At 67.2% G+C, this 17,826-nt stretch carries 8 protein-coding genes; 2 read left to right on the plus strand and 6 right to left on the minus strand.

What is annotated here, in order from left to right; all coding sequences use genetic code 11:
• Window positions 1-998: 998 nt before the first annotated feature.
• The 6 genes from ABZO33_RS26415 to ABZO33_RS26440 all read right to left on the minus strand — a co-directional run bounded on the left by ABZO33_RS26415 (window position 999) and on the right by ABZO33_RS26440 (window position 6,248).
• Window positions 999-1,781, minus strand: a complete 783-nt coding sequence (locus ABZO33_RS26415) for an amino acid ABC transporter ATP-binding protein (protein WP_414538451.1) — start codon at window positions 1,779-1,781, stop codon at window positions 999-1,001.
• Window positions 1,782-1,804: 23 nt separating this feature from the next.
• Entirely contained in the window at window positions 1,805-3,049 is a 1,245-nt protein-coding gene (locus tag ABZO33_RS26420; RefSeq protein ID WP_414538452.1) for an FAD-dependent oxidoreductase, read from the minus strand.
• Window positions 3,050-3,065: 16 nt separating this feature from the next.
• Window positions 3,066-3,776 (minus strand): ABC transporter permease, encoded by a 711-nt coding sequence (locus ABZO33_RS26425; RefSeq protein ID WP_414538453.1) that lies wholly within the window; start codon window positions 3,774-3,776, stop codon window positions 3,066-3,068.
• Window positions 3,773-4,492 (minus strand): ABC transporter permease, encoded by a 720-nt coding sequence (locus tag ABZO33_RS26430; protein WP_414538454.1) that lies wholly within the window; start codon window positions 4,490-4,492, stop codon window positions 3,773-3,775. The genes ABZO33_RS26425 and ABZO33_RS26430 overlap by 4 nt, the downstream gene beginning before the upstream one ends.
• Window positions 4,493-4,596: 104 nt before the next feature.
• Entirely contained in the window at window positions 4,597-5,349 is a 753-nt protein-coding gene (locus ABZO33_RS26435; RefSeq protein WP_414538455.1) for a transporter substrate-binding domain-containing protein, read from the minus strand.
• 26 nt (window positions 5,350-5,375) lie between these two features.
• Complete coding sequence (locus tag ABZO33_RS26440) at window positions 5,376-6,248, minus strand: MurR/RpiR family transcriptional regulator (RefSeq protein WP_414538456.1); 873 nt, start codon at window positions 6,246-6,248, stop codon at window positions 5,376-5,378.
• A gap of 143 nt (window positions 6,249-6,391) precedes the next feature.
• Here ABZO33_RS26440 and ABZO33_RS26445 point away from each other — a divergent pair, with 143 nt between their 5' ends.
• Window positions 6,392-7,417, plus strand: a complete 1,026-nt coding sequence (locus ABZO33_RS26445; RefSeq protein WP_414538457.1) for an Ldh family oxidoreductase — start codon at window positions 6,392-6,394, stop codon at window positions 7,415-7,417.
• 165 nt (window positions 7,418-7,582) lie between these two features.
• Window positions 7,583-17,826, plus strand: a 10,244-nt coding sequence (locus tag ABZO33_RS26450) for an amino acid adenylation domain-containing protein (RefSeq protein ID WP_414538458.1), incomplete at its 3' end; no start/stop codon positions are given.

Genomic DNA, 17,826 nt, shown 5'->3' on the forward strand with positions numbered 1-17,826 from the left:
GTTGGGGATGGCGTCTGGGATGTTATTTTCGGTCCCATCATCCTTGGCAGGGTCGATGTGCGGGATGCCACTGATGGTTATGTAACACTTAAGGTGTTGTCACCTATGTGAGTGAACTTTTGTGTAACCCATGTGGGTGATCCGTACACTCCATTCATCCGGCCCTGCGCTTCGCTCCGGGTTCCCTCACTCCGGCCTTGCTCCCGGGAGGACCGCGCTGAACGCCCCATCCTGGGGCGCAGCGCTTGACGGGCATCCATGCCCGTCACCTCCCTCCGCAAGACCTSCGTTCGGCCTCCTGAAGTCGCGAAGTTACGGGCGGCGCCTGCACTAACGCAGCTAGGCGCTAGTTGCCATCGTGGGAACTCTAGACAAACATCGCGGGGTAAACCCGCTCCCACGATAGTTTGATTATGTGATTCAACGTGGGAGCGGGCTTGCCCCGCGATGACGTAATGAAGAACAACATATCATCCACTAATAAAGCCAACGTATCTGCTCTTGATCTGCTCTTGATCTGCTCTTGATCTGCTCTTGATCTGCTCTTGATCTGCTCTTGATCTGCTCTTGATCTGCTCTTGATCTTGCTTCTAAGCGCGCGATAGTTCAGGCGACACAAATTGCGACTTCAGGAGGCCGAGCGCAGGGTTTGCGGAGGGAGGTGACGGGCATGGATGCCCGTCAAGCGCCGATCAGGCCATGGATGGCCCGTCGGCGCGTCCTCCCGGAGCAAGCCCGGAGCGAGGGAACCCCGGAGCGAAGCGTAGGGGCCGGATGAACGGAGCCGAACGGTTTTGCCTCCTTTTCCCAAGAGAAAAGGAGGTCGCCGTAAGGGCGAAAAGGTGACTAAATGTCTATATCTTCTCCGAATGCGCCTACAAAAACAAAAACAATAGCCCACCAAGACCAAGACCAAGACCAAGACCAAATCATCTATTGCATCGCCATTTTGCAGGGGACGGCCAGGGTTGCGTATATCTGCACAGTCCCACGCACCCCTAATGCAGAATCTGCTTCAAAAACGCCTGTGCCCGCGCCGTCCTGGGCTGCCCGAAGAACACCTCCGGTGAAGAGTCCTCGATGATCTGCCCACCTTCGAGAAACAACACCCGCTCTGCCACCTGCCGGGCAAAGCCCATCTCGTGGGTCACGCAGAGCATGGTCATGCCGGTGCCGGCCAGTTGCACCAGCACATCCAGTACCTCGGCCACCATCTCCGGGTCGAGCGCCGAGGTCGGCTCGTCGAACAGCATGATCCTCGGCTTCATGCACAACGCCCGGGCGATCGCCACCCGCTGCTGCTGGCCGCCGGAGAGCTGGCTGGGGTACTTGTGCGCCTGGTTTTCGATACCGACCTTGCTCAGGTACAAGCGCGCCCGTTCCTCGGCGTCCCGCCGCGACAGGCCACGCACGCTCATCGGTGCCAGCAGGCAATTGTCGAGCACGCTCATGTGCGGGAACAGGTTGAAGTGCTGGAACACCATGCCGATTTCGCTGCGCACATCAGCGGCCTCGCGGCTGGTGCTGGCAAGGTCGGTGCCAGCCACGCGGATGCTGCCCTGCTGGGCGATCTCCAGGCGGTTGATGCAGCGGATCAGCGTCGACTTGCCCGAGCCCGACGGGCCGCAGAGCACGATTCGTTCGCCCTCGCGCACCGACAGGTCGATATCGTGCAGCACATGGAACGCGCCGTAATGCTTGTTCAGGCCCTCGATACGGATCAGCTCCGGGCGCGCGTCGGGGGCAGGGTGCAGGCTGGCAAGGCTCAAGGGTGCGGTCATCTTGTTGTTCTCCCGCTCAAGGTTCAGGCGAAGCGTGCGGCGCTGTAGGGCGCAGGGTCGGTGAAGGGGCGCTCGCCGGTCATCAGTTCCGCCAGCAGGCGGCCGCTGACCGGGCCCAGCGTCAGGCCATGATGGGCATGGCCGAAGTTGAACCACAGGTGCTTGTGCAGCGGCGCCGAGCCGATCACCGGGCGCATGTCCGGCAGGCAGGGACGACGGCCCAGCCAGGGCTTGTCATCCAGGCGTTCGCCCAGGGCCGGGAACAGCTTGCGCGCCAGGGCCTCGCAGCGGCGCAGCTGGATCTCGTTGGCCGGGGCGTCGCTGGCGGCGAACTCGATGCCGGTGGTCAGGCGCACGCCCCGGGCCATCGGCGCCAGGACATAGCCGCCCTGGGTGTCGCAGATCGAGTGGCCGAGTTCGGCGCCGTCGCGGGTCGCGTAGTGCATGTGGTAGCCGCGCTTGATCCCCAGCGGAAAGCGGTAGCCCAGCCGCTCGTAGAGGTCGGCCGACTGCGGGCCGAGGCAGGCCACCACCTCGTCGGCGGTCAGCGTGCCGCGGCGGCTGTCCACCTGCCAGCCGCCCTCGACCTGACGCAGGCTGCGCGCATCGCCGTGGAGGAACTGCCCGCCACGCTGGACGAACAGCGCAGCGTAACCACGAGTCAAGCCGCCGGGGTTGCTCACGGTCTTCGGGTCGAGCCAGTGGATGCCACCGATCACCCCGCCGTCCAGTTGCTGCTCGCGGGCCTGCAGCTGCTCGCGTTCGAGGATCTCGTAGCGCAGGCCGTAGTGGGCCAGGCCTTGAAGGTCGTGCTTGGCCTGGGCGAACAAAGTGGCGTCGCGGTACACCTCGATCCACCCCTTGGCCTGCACCAGCCCTTGCAGGCCGGCGGCTTCGATCAGCGCATCGTGTTCCTCGACGCTGCGCTGCACCAGCGGCAGCATGTCAGCGGCGGCCTTGGCCAGGCGTCCGGGGGCGGACTGGCGCCAGTAGCTGAGCAGCCACGGCGCGGCCTTGGGCAGGTGGGCAAGGCTGTAGCGCACGTCGGGCTGGCGGTTCAGGCCGTAGCGCAGCAGGGCGCTGTACTGGCGCGGGAAGGCATAGGGGATCACGCTGGAACGCTCGATGAGCCCGGCGTTGCCATGGCTGGTGCCGCTGCCGGGCTCGTCGCGGTCGATGAGGATCACCTGGCGCCCGCGGGCCTGCAGGTGCAGGGCGGTGCTGACGCCGACGATGCCGGCGCCCAGGACGATGGTCTGGCAATGCATGGAAGGTTTCCTTCAGTCAGTTCAGGTGGCGGCCCAGGCGGGCTTCCAGGTGTTTCAAGGTGCGCCGGACCAGCTCGACGATCAGCAGGTAGAGCACCGCCGCCCACAGGTAGATCTGGAAGTCGAAGCTGCGCGAGAAGGCCAGCTTGGTCACCCCCATCAAGTCGTAGATCGTCACCAGCGAGGCAATCGCGCTGGCCTTGATCATCATGATCAGCTCGTTGCCCAGCGGGCCGATGGCTACCAGTAGCGACTGTGGCAGGACCACCTTGAAGAAGGTGGTCGAGCGCTTGAGGTTGAGTGCCTTGGCCGCCTCGTATTGGCCCGGCGCGACCGCCATCAGGCTGCCGCGGAAGATCTCGGCCTGGTAGGCCGCCGTGTTGAGGGTGAAGGCGAGCAGGGCGCAGTACCAGGCCTCGCGGAAGAACCACCAGAGGCCCAGCTCCTGCCAGAAACCCTTGAGCGAACCCAGCCCGTAGTACAGCAGGAACAGCTGAGCCAGCAGCGGTGAACCGCGGAAGAAATACACGTAGCCTGCCGCCAGGCGCCGCAGCACGCGGCTGGGTGACAGGCGCGCCAGCGCCAGGAGCATGCCCAGTAGCGCGCCGAGGGTGAACGAGATCGCCACCAGCTTGGCGGTGACCAGCAGGCCGTCGACGAAACGCGCACCGTAGCGGTCCAGCAAGTCCGGGTCGAGCACGTAGGCCAGCAGTTGCTCCAGGCTCATGGGCGGGCTCCTTGCAGGTGGCGATTGCTGCGCCGCTCGAGCAGGGCGAAGACCCTGCCCGACAGCGCCGAGAACAGCAGGTAGACCAGACAGGCTACCCCGTAGAACAGCATCGGTTCCTTGGTCACGCTGACCGCGAGGTTGGTCTGGCGCATCAGGTCGATCAGCGAGATGGTCGAGACCAGCGAAGTGTCCTTGAGCAGGCTCAGCCAGTTGTTCGACAGACCGGGGAGGGCGATGCGCGTCAGTTGCGGCAGCACCACCTTGAAGAACCCGGTGCGCTTGCCCAGGCCCAGGGCCGAGCAGGCCTCCAGCTGGCCTTTGGGCAAGGTCTTGAAGGCCATCAGCCAGATCTCGCTGGAGAACGCGGCGAACACCAGGCTGAAGGCGGCCATGGCGGCGAGGAAGGTGTTGATCAGTACCTCGCCTTCATAACCCAGCGCGGCGAGGATCTTCTGCGCGGCGATCTGGCAGCCGTAGTAGATGATCAGCAGGGTGAGCAGTTCAGGCAGGCCGCGGAACACCGTGGAAAAGGTGGTGGCCCAGGCCCGTGGCAGGCGTTTGCGCGAGCGTGCGGCGAGCGCTACCAGCAGGCCCAGCGGCAGGCCGATGGGCAGGCAGGCCAGGGCCAGTGACACGGTCACCAGCGCGCCGGCCAGCAGCGCCTGGCCCCAGCCGCCACTGGCGAAGGAAAGCAGGGAGAGTTGATCGAGCATGGCTAACCCCCAGGATACAGGTGCCCTGGTGGGAGCGGGCTGGCCCCGCGATGGCGTGGTTCACTGATCAGGCGCCATCGCGCGGCAAGCCGGCCTCCACGAGATTACTGGTAGATGTCGAAGGCGAAGTACTTGCTCGCGATCTTCTGGTAGGTGCCATTGGCGACAATCGCCGCCAGCGCCTCGTTCAGCCGCACGCGCAGGGCTTCGTCATCCTTGCGCACGGCAATCGCCGCGTCGGCCTTGGTGCCGTCGACATCGCCGAGGATCTTGCAGCAGTCCTTGCCATTCTTGTCCAGCCATTCGTGCAGCGGAAACTTGTCGGCGATCACCCCGTCCAGGCGCCCGGCGGCAAGATCGGCGTTGGCCTCGTCCAGGGTCGGGTACAGCTTCACGTCCGCGCCGGCCTTGCCGTACACATCCTCGGCGTAGATCGCCTGGGTCGAGGCGGATTGCGCGCCGACCGTGTAGCCCTTGAAGTCGGTCTGCGCGTCGCTGATCGGGCTGTCCTTGGCGACGGCCACGGTCAGTGGAGTGCGGTAGTAGTGGTCGGTGAAGGCGATCTTCCGGCGCCGCTCCTCGGTGTCGATCATCGAGGCCACCACCGCGTCGTACTTGCGCGCCATCAGCGCCGGGATGATGCCTTCCCAGTCCTGGGCCACCAGGGTGCACTCGACCTTCATCTGTTCGCACAGGGCATGGGTGATGTCGATGTCGAAGCCGTGCAGCCTGTTGTCGGCGTCGACGTAATTGAAGGGGGGATAGGCGCCTTCAGTGGCAAAGCGCAGGGTCTCGGCACTGGCGTGGCCCGCCAGCAGCAGGGCGCACGCACCCACCACAGCCATGGTTCCTTTCATCTCGCACCTCGGTCATCGCACTCTTGCTATTGTTGTTTGCCCGCCGGCCACGAGGTGTAGCCGACGAACTCGTTATGTAGAGCGGCAGTTGCTTCCAAGCGTTTTTCAACATCCGGTCCGAGCTGCTTGCAGACCTCGTTGACCATCAGGTGCACCCACGACAGCATGGTCGCGGTGGATTCCCAGAACAGGTTGAATTCGGTGGGGATGCGGAACACCTCGTCGGCTTCGGCATCGGCCCAGTCACAGAAAGTGTCGGTGACCAGGGTCACCGGGATGCCCAGCGCGCGGGCCTTGTGGCACAGCTGCTGGGCATGGCGGGAATAGCGGCGCGCCTCGAACACCACCAGCGCGCAGTCCTGCGGGCGCCCCAGCAGCACCTCGGCGAAGTGTCCGGCGCTGCCGTCGACCAGTTGCACGCCGTCGCGCAGGTACTGCAGCAGGTGGCTCATGCACATGGCCACGCCGCGTTCGGTCTGGAAGCCGGCGACGAATACCCGGGGTTTTTCCGCCAGGCGCCGGGCGACCTGCTGCCAAGCTTCGCCGCGGCTGTATTCGTGCACGCGCACCAGCGCGGCCATTTCCAGCTCCAGGCTGCCCGAGCGCTGGTCGTCCTCGGGTTGCTGGCGGAACTCCTGCAGACGGTCGCCCACCAGCCAGGGGCCGTCGCCCAGGTCGTTCTGCAGGTCCTGCTTGAGCGCCTTGAGGTGCGCGTAGCCCAACGAGCGGCAGAAGCGGCCGACGCTCGACTCGCTCACGCCCAGCTTGGCGGCGATGCTGGCCGAGGTCTGGAATGGCAGTTCGTGAAGGTTGGCGAGCATGTAGCTGGCGATCTGGCGGCCCGAGGCGGCAGCGGTGTGCAGGCTGCTTTCCAGGCGTTGCTTGATCGATTGGCCCATGGTCGATTCCGGTTGATTTCTGGCGTGGAAGCCAAAATGGCTGTTTTCTGTCATCAAGTCAATATTTGACAGATAGCTGTCATTGGCGGGAAAGTCTGTGCAGTTGCGCTGTAGCGAATCCAATTCCAAGAAAGGAGCTCCAGATGTCTTCACCTTCCACCGGCCCTGTCGTGCGCGTGCCTTTTACCGAGCTGCGAGCGTTGCTGCAGTCGATCTTCGCGCGGCATGGCTGCAGCGCGGCGGTGGCCGCCGTGCTCGCCCACAATTGCGCCAGCGCCCAGCGCGACGGTGCCCACAGCCACGGGGTGTTCCGCATTCCCGGTTATGTCTCGACCCTGGCCAGCGGCTGGGTCGATGGCCGCGCCAAGCCGCAGGTAACCGACCTGGCACCGGCTTATGTGCAGGTCGATGCCAAGGGTGGTTTTGCCCAGCCGGCCCTGGCCGCCGCCCGCACGCTGTTGGTGGAGAAGGCGCGTACAGCCGGCATCGCCGTGCTGGCGATCCACAATTCGCACCATTTCGCCGCGCTGTGGCCGGATGTCGAGCCATTCGCCGATGAAGGCCTGGTGGCCCTGAGCGTGGTCAACAGCATGACCTGCGTGGTGCCCCACGGTGCGCGCAAGCCATTGTTCGGCACCAACCCCATCGCCTTCGCCGCGCCTTGCGCCGGGCACGACCCGATCGTCTTCGACATGGCCACCAGTGCCATGGCCCATGGCGACGTGCAGATCGCCGCCCGGGCCGGCGAACAGCTGCCGCCGGGCATGGGCGTGGATGCCGCCGGCCAGCCGACCAACGACCCCAAGGCGATTCTCGAAGGCGGCGCGTTGCTGCCGTTCGGCGGCCACAAAGGCTCGGCGCTGTCGATGATGGTCGAGCTGCTGGCGGCGGCGCTGACGGGGGGCCATTTCTCCTGGGAGTTCGACTGGTCCGCGCATCCGGGGGCAAAGACCCCCTGGACCGGACAGTTGCTTATCGTGATCGACCCGGCCAAGGCGCAAGGCGAGCGTTTTGCCCAGCGCAGCCGGGAACTCGTGGCGCAGATGCAGGAAGCGGGGCTGACGCGCATGCCGGGGGAACGGCGCTACCGTGAGCGCGAAGTGGCACTGCGCGAAGGCGTGGGTTTGTCCGAACGAGAGTTGGCCGAGTTGCAAGCGCTGGCTGGCTGAACCCACCCTTTTTTCAATCGGGGAGTCAGGGCTCTGAGCGACCTGGCTCCCTGGCGTTGAACCCTTCTGCTCCTGCCGTTGTCCCCCCTTCCCATGTCAGCCCGCCCCCCTGCGATCCATTAGCGTTCCGAGCACTTCCGACTGGCTAAAGCAGGATGCTTACCAATGCTCTTCAGCGAACTCATGGCAGCGCTCTCCACCCGTGCGATCCGACTCCAGCGCGAGGAGGCCGACCTGATCGTCGAGGGCGATGACGACACCCTCGATGACGCGCTGTGGGACGCACTGGCGGCGCACAAGCCAGCGCTGCTGGAGATGCTCGCGGGCCTTGAGGATGGCTGGCTGAGCCCGGCGCTGTGCATCACCCCCGACATGCTGCCCCTGGCCGGGCTCGACCAGGCTGCCATCGACCGCATCGTCGCCACGCTGCCTGGGGGCGCGGCGAATCTGCAGGACATCTACCCGCTGGCGCCGCTGCAGGAAGGCATGCTCTACCACCACCTCACGGCCGCCGAGGGCGACCCCTATGTGCTGCAGGCCCAGCTGCGCTTCGCCAGCCCGGCGCACCTGCAGGCGTTCGCCGAGGCGCTCGACTGGGTGATCCAGCGCCATGACATCCTGCGCACGGCACTGGCCTGGGAATACCTGGACCAGCCGTTGCAGGTGGTCTGGCGCAAGGCGCCGCTGGCGTGCGAGGCAGTCGGGAGCCTGGACGGTGACGAGCCGCTAGAGCAACTGCGCGCCCGCTTCGACAGCCGTCATTACCGCATGGACCTGGCCCAGGCCCCCTTGCTGCGCCTGGTGCATGGCCAGGATCGCGACGGCCGGGTGCTGGGCCTGCTGCTGTTCCACCACACGGTCATGGACCACACCGGCTTGGACATCGTGCGCCGCGAGATCCAAGCCTATCTCGCAGGCGATGGCGAGCGGCTGCCAGCCCCTGTGCCGTTCCGTGACCTGCTGGCCAGGAGCCGCCAGGCCCAGGACGAACAGGCCCATGAAGCATTCTTCGGCGCCATGCTGGCCGATATCGACGCACCGACCCTGGCCTTCGGCGTCCAGGAAGTGGCCGGCCAAGCCATGGAGGAAGCCCGGATCACCCTGGCGCGCGGCCTCAGCCAGCGTCTGCGCGCCCAGGCCCGCTCGCTCGGGGTCAGCCCGGCCAGCGTCATGCACCTGGGGCTGGCGCGCTTGTTGGGCGCATGGTCCGGGCGCGAGTCGGTGGTGTTCGGCAGCGTGCTGCTGGGGCGCATGGCGGCGGGCGAGGGCGGCGAACATGCCCTCGGGATGTTCATCAATACCTTGCCGCTGCGGGTCGACCTGCAGGGGCAGGGTGTGCGGGATGCGCTGTTGCTGACCCACCGCCAGCTGACGGCACTGCTCGGCCACGAGCAGGCGCCGCTGGCCCTGGCCCAGCGTTGCAGTGGTGTGGTGGCGCCGATGCCGTTGTTCAACAGCATGCTCAATTATCGCCATAGCGCGGCGGGCGACGCCGACGCAGTGATCGCCGTGGCGCCGGGCATCGATGTGGTCGGCACCGAAGAGCGTACCAACTACCCGCTGAACCTGGCGGTCGACGATCTGGGTGACGACCTGCGCCTGACGGTCCAGGCCCTTGCCGAATGGGGCGCCGAGCGGCTGTGCGGACAACTGCGACAAGTGTTCGAGGGGCTGGTGGAGGCGCTCGAGCGCGCCCCCGACCTGCCTGTGCTGGCGCTGCCGGTGCTGACGCCCGAGGAGCGCCATCAACTGCTGACCGGCTGCAACACCACGGCCACCGACCATGATCTCGACCAGCCGCTGCACGCGCTGTTCGAGCGCCAGGTGCTGCTGCATCCACAGGCGGTGGCCATCGAGGCGGAAGGTGAACAGCTGACCTATCGGCAGCTCAACGAACAGGCCAACCGCCTGGCCCACCATCTGATCGCCCTGGGCGTGCGCCCCGACGACCGGGTGGCGATCTGCGTCGAGCGTGGCCCGTCGATGGTGGTCGGCCTGCTGGCTATTCTCAAGGCCGGTGGCGCCTATGTGCCGCTGGACCCAAGCTACCCGGCCGAGCGCATCCGCCACATGCTCGACGACAGCGCGCCGCTGGCGGTGCTGGTGCATGCCGCTACCCGCGAGGTGCCGGGCGCGCTGGCCGTGCCGCGGATAGACCTCGACCAGGCGGGCTGGGAAAGCCTGCCGGCAACCGACCCACGGGTGGCCGGGCTGACTTCGCGTCACCTCGCCTATGTGATCTACACCTCCGGCTCCACCGGGCTGCCCAAGGGCGTGATGGTCGAGCACCGCAGCGTGGTCAACCTGGTGCACTGGAGCGCCGGGCTGTGCCCCGCGAAGGCGGACGGCGCGGTGCTGCACAAGACCCCGATCAGTTTCGACGCCTCGGTGTGGGAGCTGTTCTGGCCGCTGGGCAGCGGCCTGCGCCTGGTGCTGGCGCGGCCGGACGGCCAGCGTGACGCTGACTATGTGGCGCGGCGGATCATCGAGTCCAGGGTCAGCGTGGTGCAGTTCGTGCCGGCGCTGTTGCAGCAGTTCCTCGAACAGCCGCGCAGCGCGCAGTGCAGCAGCCTCACCGACATCGTCTGCGGCGGTGGCGAGCTGACCGAAGCCTTGGTGCGCCAGGTGCGCGAGCGCCTGCCGCAGGTGCGCCTGCACAACGTCTACGGCCCCACCGAAACCACGGTCGATTGCAGCGTCTGCACCCTGGAAGCCGATCAGCCCGTGCCGGACGGCGCGCTGCCGATCGGCCGGCCGATCGACAACACCCGCCTGTACGTACTGGACGGCGCGGACCAACCGTTGCCCTGGGGCGTGGCCGGGCACCTGCACATCGGTGGCGTGGGGGTGGCGCGTGGCTACCTGAGGTTGGCTGAACAGCAGGCTGAACGCTTTATCGACAGCCCGTTCGTCGAGGGCGAGCGCCTGTACCGCAGCGGTGACCTGGTGCGCCAGCGCGCGGACGGGACCTTGGCGTTTATTGGCCGCAACGACCACCAGGTCAAGCTGCGCGGCCTGCGAATCGAGCCGGGCGAGATCGAAGCCTGCCTGAACCGCGTGGACGGCGTGCGCGAGGCGCTGGTGCTGGTGCACGAGCACCCGCGCAGCGGCCCAAGGTTGGTGGCCTACCACAGCGGCCAGGTCCAGGCCGCGCAAGCGCTGCGCGAGCAACTGTTGGAGCAACTGCCCGAGTACATGGTACCGGCGCTGTTCATCCACCTCGAGGCCATGCCGCTGACACCCAACGGTAAGGTCGACCGCAAGGCCCTGCCGGCGCCCGAGGCGCCGACGCGCCAGTACCAGGCGCCCGAGGGGGCGGTCGAGACTGCCCTGGCGGCGATCTGGGCGGACCTGCTGGGCGTCGAGGCGGTGGGGCGTGAGGACAATTTCTTCGAACTGGGCGGCCACTCGCTGCTGGCGGTGCGCCTGATCGAGCGCATGCGCAAGGCCGGGCTGGATGCCGACGTGCGTGTGCTGTTCGCCCAGCCGACCCTGGCCGCGCTGGCGGCTGCGGTGGGTTCGGGGCGTGAAATCGAGGTGCCGGCCAACCGTGTCCCAAGCGATGCGATGCAGATTACGCCGGACATGCTCAGCCTGATCGATCTGGACCAGGCCAGCATCGACCGTATCGTCGCCAGCGTGCCAGGCGGCGCCGCCAACGTGCAGGAGATCTACCCGCTGGCGCCGTTGCAGCAAGGCATCCTCTACCACTACCTGAGTGCCGAACAGGGCGATCCGTACCTGATGCAGTCGGGGCTGGCCTTCGACAGCCTCGAGCGCCTGCGTACCTGGATCGATGCCCTGCAACAGGTCATCGACCGCCACGACATCCTGCGCACCTCGGTGGTCTGGGAGGGGCTGAACGAGCCGGTGCAGGTCGTGTGGCGCCAGGCGCGCCTGGCGGTCAGCGAAGTCACCGGGCTGAGCGAGGACGCGGTGACCGAGCAACTTCAGGCCCGCTTCGATGCCCGTCAGCAGCGCTTGGATCTGAGCCAGGCGCCCTTGCTACGCCTGGTCTATGCCGAGGATCCGCGCCATGGCGAGTGGGTGGCCTTGTTGCAGTTCCACCACCTGACCCTCGACCACGCCGCCATGGCCGTGGTCGGTGAGGAAATGCAGGCGTTGCTGGAAGGGCGTGGTGCTACGTTGCCGGCTGCGGTGCCTTATCGCAACTATGTCGCCCAGGTCTGCCTCGGTGACGATCAGGCCAACCACGAGGCGTTCTTCCGCGCGCAACTGGGTGATGTCGACGAGCCGACCCTGCCGTATGGCCTGGCCGACGTGCAGGGCGACGGTGGACGGGTCGAGCATGCCGCGCTGATGCTGCCACGCGCCCTGGCCCATGGCGTGCGTGAGCAGGCCCGGCACTGCGGCGTCAGTGCCGCGAGCTTGATGCACCTGGCCTGGGCCCGTGTGGTGGGTGTGCTGGCCGGTCGTCACGACGTGGTGTTCGGCACCGTGCTGATGGGCCGCCTGCAAGGCGGCGAGGGCGCCGACCGAGCGCTTGGCATGTTCATCAACACCCTGCCATTGCGGGTGGACACCGCGTTGCCGGTGGCCCAGGCGCTACGTGTCACCCATCAGCGCCTGTCGGCCTTGCTTGGCCACGAGCACGCGCCCCTGACCCTGGCCCAGCGTTGCAGCGGGGTGGCGGCCTCGGCGCCATTGTTCAGCGCCTTGCTCAACTACCGCCCCAGTACCCAAGGTTTCGCCCATGACGGTAAGGGCATCTGGCAGGGCGTGCGCCTGTTCGGTGGCAAGGAAAGCAGCAGCTACCCGCTGACCTTGAGCGTCGACGACCTGGGCGAGGATTTCGCCCTGAGCGTGCTGACCGCCGAGGGGGTGCCGGCGGCGCAGGTCGGCGGCTGGATGATCAATACCCTGGAGCAACTGGTGCGGGCGCTGGAGCAGTCCCCCGGGCAACTGCTGCAAGGTCTGCCGATGCTGGACGACGAAGCCTCGCGCCAGGTGTTGGTGAACTTCAACGTCACAGGCGTGGCGTATCCGCAAGGGCAGACCGTGCACGCGCTGGTCGAGGCTCAATCGCTCGAGGCGCTGGCCGTGGTGCAGGGCGAACAGCGTCTGAGCTATGGCGAGCTCAACCAGCGCGCCAACCGCCTGGCTCATCACCTGATCGAGCGCGGCGTGGCCCTGGGTGATCGCGTGGCGCTGTGCCTGGAACGCGGCCCGCAACGGCTGGTGACGATGCTCGCCGTGCTCAAGGCTGGCGCGGCCTATGTGCCGGTCGATCCGGGCTATCCGGCGGAGCGCATTGCCTACCTGCTCGGTGACAGTGCGCCGGCGCTGGTGCTGGTCGAATCGGCCACCGAAGCGTTGGTAGGGGATGTAACCAAGGTCAGAGTGGATGGCGATGACTGGCTCGATCACCAAGCCAGTAATCCCGTCGTCGCTGGGCTGGACCAGAATCAGCTGGCCTATGTGATCTATACCTCCGGTTCCACCGGCCAGCCCAAAGGGGTGATGGTCGAGCACCGCACTTTGACCAACCTGATCCACTGGCATTGCCAGACCTTCGAGCTGGGCGCGGGCAGCCACACTTCCAGCGTCGCCGGCTTCGGCTTCGACGCCATGGCCTGGGAAGCCTGGCCGGCGCTGTGCGCCGGGGCAGTGCTGCACCTGCCGCCAGCGTCCATCGGCGGTGAACATGTCGATGAGCTGCTCGACTGGTGGCTGGAGCAGCCGCTGCAAGTGAGCTTCCTGCCGACGCCGGTCGCCGAGCAGGCGCTGCGCCGTGAACGCCAGCACCCGACCCTGCGCACGCTGCTGGTCGGTGGCGATCGCCTGCGCCAGTTCGACCGCGATCCGGGCTTCGTGTTGGTCAACAACTACGGCCCGACCGAGACCACGGTGGTGGCGACGTCCGGGCAACTGCAACCGGGCGGCGCGCTGCATATTGGCAAGCCGACCGCTAACACCCGCGTCTACGTGCTGGACGAACAACGTCAGCCGGTGCCGGTCGGCGTGACCGGCGAGCTGTACATCGGTGGTGCGCAGGTTTCTCGGGGATACCTCAACCGCCCTGAGCTGACTGCTGAACGCTTCCTCGACGATCCGTTCAACGGCGGCCGGATGTACCGCACGGGCGACCTGGTGCGCTGGAACGCAGACGGCACGCTGGACTATCAGGGCCGCAACGACGACCAGGTGAAGATCCGCGGTGTGCGGGTCGAGCTGGGCGAGATCGAAGCGGCGCTGAAGGCCCAGCCGGGTATCGCCGATGCCGTGGTGCTGGTGCGCGACGAACGCTTGCTTGCGTGGTTCACCGAGATCGCCGTGGTCGATCTCGACACCTTGCGCCAAGGGCTGCAAGCCAGCCTTCCAGCGCACTTGATACCGCAAGCGCTCACGCGTCTGGACGAGCTGCCGCTGACGAGCCACGGCAAGCTGGACCGCAAGGCCTTGCCGGAACCGACCATGCTCACCGGCCAGGCCTACGTCTTGCCGCAAGGCCCAGTGGAAACCACCATCGCCGCGATCTGGGCTGAAGTGCTCGGCGTTGCGCAGGTCGGTCGCCACGACAACTTCTTCGAACTGGGCGGTCACTCACTGCTGGCCGTGAGCCTCACCGCGCGCCTGCGCCAAGCCGGCTTGCAGACCGACGTGCGCACGTTGTTCGGCCAGCCGACGGTGGCGGCGCTGGCGGCGACCCTGGGCCATGGCCGCCAGGTCGAGGTTCCGGCCAACCGGATCCCGGCCGGCTGCACCCAGATCACCCCGGACATGCTGTCGCTGGTGGAGCTGGAGCCTGTCGCCATCGAGCGCATTGTCGCCACGGTGCCGGGCGGTGCCGCCAACGTGCAGGACATCTACCCGCTGGCACCATTGCAGGAGGGCATCCTCTACCACCACCTCAGCTCGCCGGAGCACGACCCTTACGTACTGCAATCGCGCATGGCGTTCGACAGCCCGGCGCGCCTGGAGGCGTTCGCCAAAGCCTTGCGCCAGGCCATCAGCCGTCATGACGTGCTGCGCACTGCCGTGCTCTGGGAAGGCCTGGCGCAGCCGCTGCAGGTGGTCTGGCGCGAGGCGCCGCTGCTGGTCGCGCCGCTGGACGGGCAGGACCTGCAGCGTCTCGACCTGGCCCGGGCGCCACTGATTCGCCTGCTGTACCGCAACGATGCCGGTAGCCCGCGCATCGAGGCGCTGCTGCAGTTCCACCATATCGTCCTCGACCACACCGCCCTGGAAATCATCGGCGCGGAACTGCAGGGCTACCTGCAGGGCAGCGCCGCGCCGGTGCAGGCCCCGGTGCCTTACCGCAACTACGTGGCCCAGGCGCGCCTGGGTGTCAGCCAGGCCGAGCACGAAACGTTCTTCCGCGCCCAGCTGGGCGACATCGACGAGCCGACGCTGCCCTATGGCCTGAGTGATGTGCAAGGTGACGGCCAAGCCATCGAGGAAGCCCAATTGTGGCTGGACCAGACCCTGGCCGCGCGCCTGCGGCAACAGGCGCGGCAGTTGGGCACCAGCCCGGCCAGCCTGTTCCACCTGGCCTTCGCCCGCCTGCTGGCCGCCGTCAGCGGCACCGACCGGGTGGTCTTCGGCACCGTGCTGCTGGGTCGCCTGGAGGGCGGCGAGGGCGCCGAGCGGGCCCTGGGCATGTTCATCAACACCTTGCCGCTGCGTCTGGACCTGGCAGGCCTCGACCTGCAGGACGCCGTGCGCCTTACCCAACAGCGCCTGAGTGCCTTGCTCGCCCACGAGCATGCCTCGCTGGCGTTGGCCCAGCGTTGCAGTGGCGTGCCGGCCCCGGCGCCGCTGTTCAGCGCCATGCTCAACTACCGCCACGGCCAGGCGGCGAGCGAGGCCCGGCGCCTGGAGTGGCAGGGCATCGAGTTCCTCGATGGCCAGGAACGCAGCAACTACCCGCTGAGCCTGAGCGTGGACGACATGGGCGAAGGCTTCCGTCTGCTGGCGATGACCCCGGCGAGCGTCGGCGCCCAACGCATCTGTGGGCAATTGCGCCACGTGCTGCAGGCCATGGTCGAAGGCCTCGAGGCACAACCACGGCTGGCGCTGCTGGCGGTGCCAGTATTGCCGGCCGAGGAGCGTGAGCATCTGTTGCAGGCCTGCAACGCGACAGCCCAGGCCAATGATCTCGAACAGCCCATCCAGGCGTTGTTCGAGCGGCAGGTGGAGCAGAATCCCGAGGCGATTGCCGTGCAGGCGGACGACGGGCAACTGAGCTATCGCCAGCTCAACGCCGAGGCCAATCGCCTGGCCCACCACCTGATCGCGCTGGGCGTGCAGCCCGACGACCGGGTGGCGATCTGTGTCGAGCGCGGCCTGCCGCTGGTGGTCGGCCTGCTGGCCATTCTCAAGGCCGGTGGCGCCTATGTGCCGCTGGACCCGGACTACCCGGCCGAGCGTATCGGCCACATGCTCGCCGACAGCCAGCCACGGGCATTGCTGGTACAACAGGCCACCCGAGCGTTGGTCGGCGAGGAGGCGTTGCCGCAGGTCGACCTCGACCTGCCGTGCTGGAGCGAACAGCCGGACAGCGACCCACGGGTGCCGGGTCTGAGCGCCGCCAACCTGGCGTATGTGATCTACACCTCCGGCTCCACCGGCCTGCCCAAGGGGGTGATGGTCGAGCACCGCAACCTGGCCAACCTGGTGCACTGGAGCGCCGGGCTGTTCCCAAGCGAGGGCGCGGTGCTGCACAAGACCCCGGTGAGCTTCGACGCCTCGGTGTGGGAGCTGTTCTGGCCGCTGTGCAGCGGGCTGCGCCTGGTGCTGGCCAAGCCGGACGGCCAGCGCGATCCACAGTACCTGACCGGGCTGATTTGCCAGCGCCAGGTCAACGTGGTGCAGTTCGTGCCCGCGCTGTTGCAGCAGTTCCTCGACCAGGACGAAAGTGCCGCCTGCGTCAGCCTCAGCGATATCGTCTGCGGTGGCGGCGAACTGACCGAGGCCCTGGTGCGCCAGGTGCGCGAGCGCCTGCCACAGGTACGGTTGCACAACGTCTACGGCCCGACCGAAACCACGGTCGATTGCAGCGCCTGGACCCTGGAGCCCGGGCAGCCGATTGCGCCTGGCGCGCTGCCGATTGGCCGCCCCATCGACAACACCCGTCTGTACGTGCTCGATGCCCACGACCAGCCGGTACCCTGGGGCGTCACCGGCCACCTGCACATCGGCGGTGCCGGGGTGACGCGTGGCTACCTGGGGTTGCCGCAGCAACAGGCCGAACGCTTTATCGCCAGCCCGTTCGTCGAAGGTGAACGCCTGTACCGCAGCGGCGACCTGGTGCGCCAGGCCGCCGACGGCAGCCTGATGTTCCTCGGCCGTACCGACCACCAGATCAAGCTGCGTGGCCTGCGCATCGAGCCGGGCGAGATCGAGGCTTGTCTGAACCGTGTGGCCGGTGTGCGTGAGGCCCTGGTGCTGGTTCATCGCCACTCCCACGGCGGTGATCGCCTGGTCGCCTACCACCGCGGCGAGCCGCAGCCGGCCGACGCGCTGCGCCAGGCATTGCTGGCGACGCTGCCGGAGTACATGGTGCCTGCGCTGTTCATCCACCTCGACAGTTGGCCGCTGACCCCCAACGGCAAGCTTGATCGCCAGGCGTTGCCGCTGCCGGATGTGCAGGCGCGCCAATACGAGGCGCCCGAAGGCGAAACCGAAGCGCTGCTTGCCGAGATCTGGTCGCAACTGCTGGGCGTGGAGCGAGTAGGGCGGCACGACAACTTCTTCGAGCTGGGCGGCCACTCGCTGCTGGCCGTGACCCTGACCGCGCGCCTGCGCCAGGCCGGCCTGCAGGTGGATGTGCGCAGCTTGTTCGGCCAGCCGAGCGTGGCGGCGCTGGCGGCCACCCTGGGCCAGGGCGGCACGGTGGCGGTACCGGCCAACCGCATCCCGGCGGGCTGCACCCAGATCACCCCGGACATGCTGCCGTTGGTGGGCCTGGCACCGGCCGCCATCGAGCGCATCGTCGCCGCAGTGCCGGGCGGCGCGGCCAATGTGCAGGACATCTACCCCCTGGCACCACTGCAGGAGGGCATCCTCTACCTGCACCTCAGCGCGGTGGACACCGATCCCTATGCCCTGCGGACGCATCTGCGCTTCGACAGCCCGGCGCGCCTGCGGGTGTTCGCCCAGGCCCTGGAACAGGTCATCGCCCGGCATGACATCCTGCGCACCGCGGTGCTCTGGGACGGCCTGCGGCAGCCGGTGCAGGTGGTCTGGCGCCAGGCGCCGCTGCAACTGGCGCCACTCGATGACGCCCACCTGGCCCGTCTGGACCTTGGCCAGGCGCCGCTGATCCGCCTGCTGCACCGTACCGAACCGAGCAGTCAGCGAGTCGAGGCAGTGCTGCAGTTCCACCATATCGTGCTCGACCATATCGCCATGCAGGCGGTGCAGGCCGAGCTGCGCGGCTACTTGCT

It is taken from the genome of Pseudomonas sp. CAM1A (assembly GCF_047501685.1).
GTDB lineage: Bacteria > Pseudomonadota > Gammaproteobacteria > Pseudomonadales > Pseudomonadaceae > Aquipseudomonas.

Excerpts from the sequence above, each read along its gene's own strand:
- ABZO33_RS26430 (WP_414538454.1), bottom strand. The coding sequence starts at position 4,492 with ATGCTCGATCAACTCTCCCTGCTTTCCTTCGCCAGTGGCGGCTGGGGC.
- ABZO33_RS26440 (WP_414538456.1), bottom strand. The coding sequence starts at position 6,248 with ATGGGCCAATCGATCAAGCAACGCCTGGAAAGCAGCCTGCACACCGCT.
- ABZO33_RS26445 (WP_414538457.1), top strand. The coding sequence starts at position 6,392 with ATGTCTTCACCTTCCACCGGCCCTGTCGTGCGCGTGCCTTTTACCGAG.
- ABZO33_RS26420 (WP_414538452.1), bottom strand. The coding sequence starts at position 3,049 with ATGCATTGCCAGACCATCGTCCTGGGCGCCGGCATCGTCGGCGTCAGC.
- ABZO33_RS26425 (WP_414538453.1), bottom strand. The coding sequence starts at position 3,776 with ATGAGCCTGGAGCAACTGCTGGCCTACGTGCTCGACCCGGACTTGCTG.
- ABZO33_RS26435 (WP_414538455.1), bottom strand. The coding sequence starts at position 5,349 with ATGAAAGGAACCATGGCTGTGGTGGGTGCGTGCGCCCTGCTGCTGGCG.
- ABZO33_RS26415 (WP_414538451.1), bottom strand. The coding sequence starts at position 1,781 with ATGACCGCACCCTTGAGCCTTGCCAGCCTGCACCCTGCCCCCGACGCG.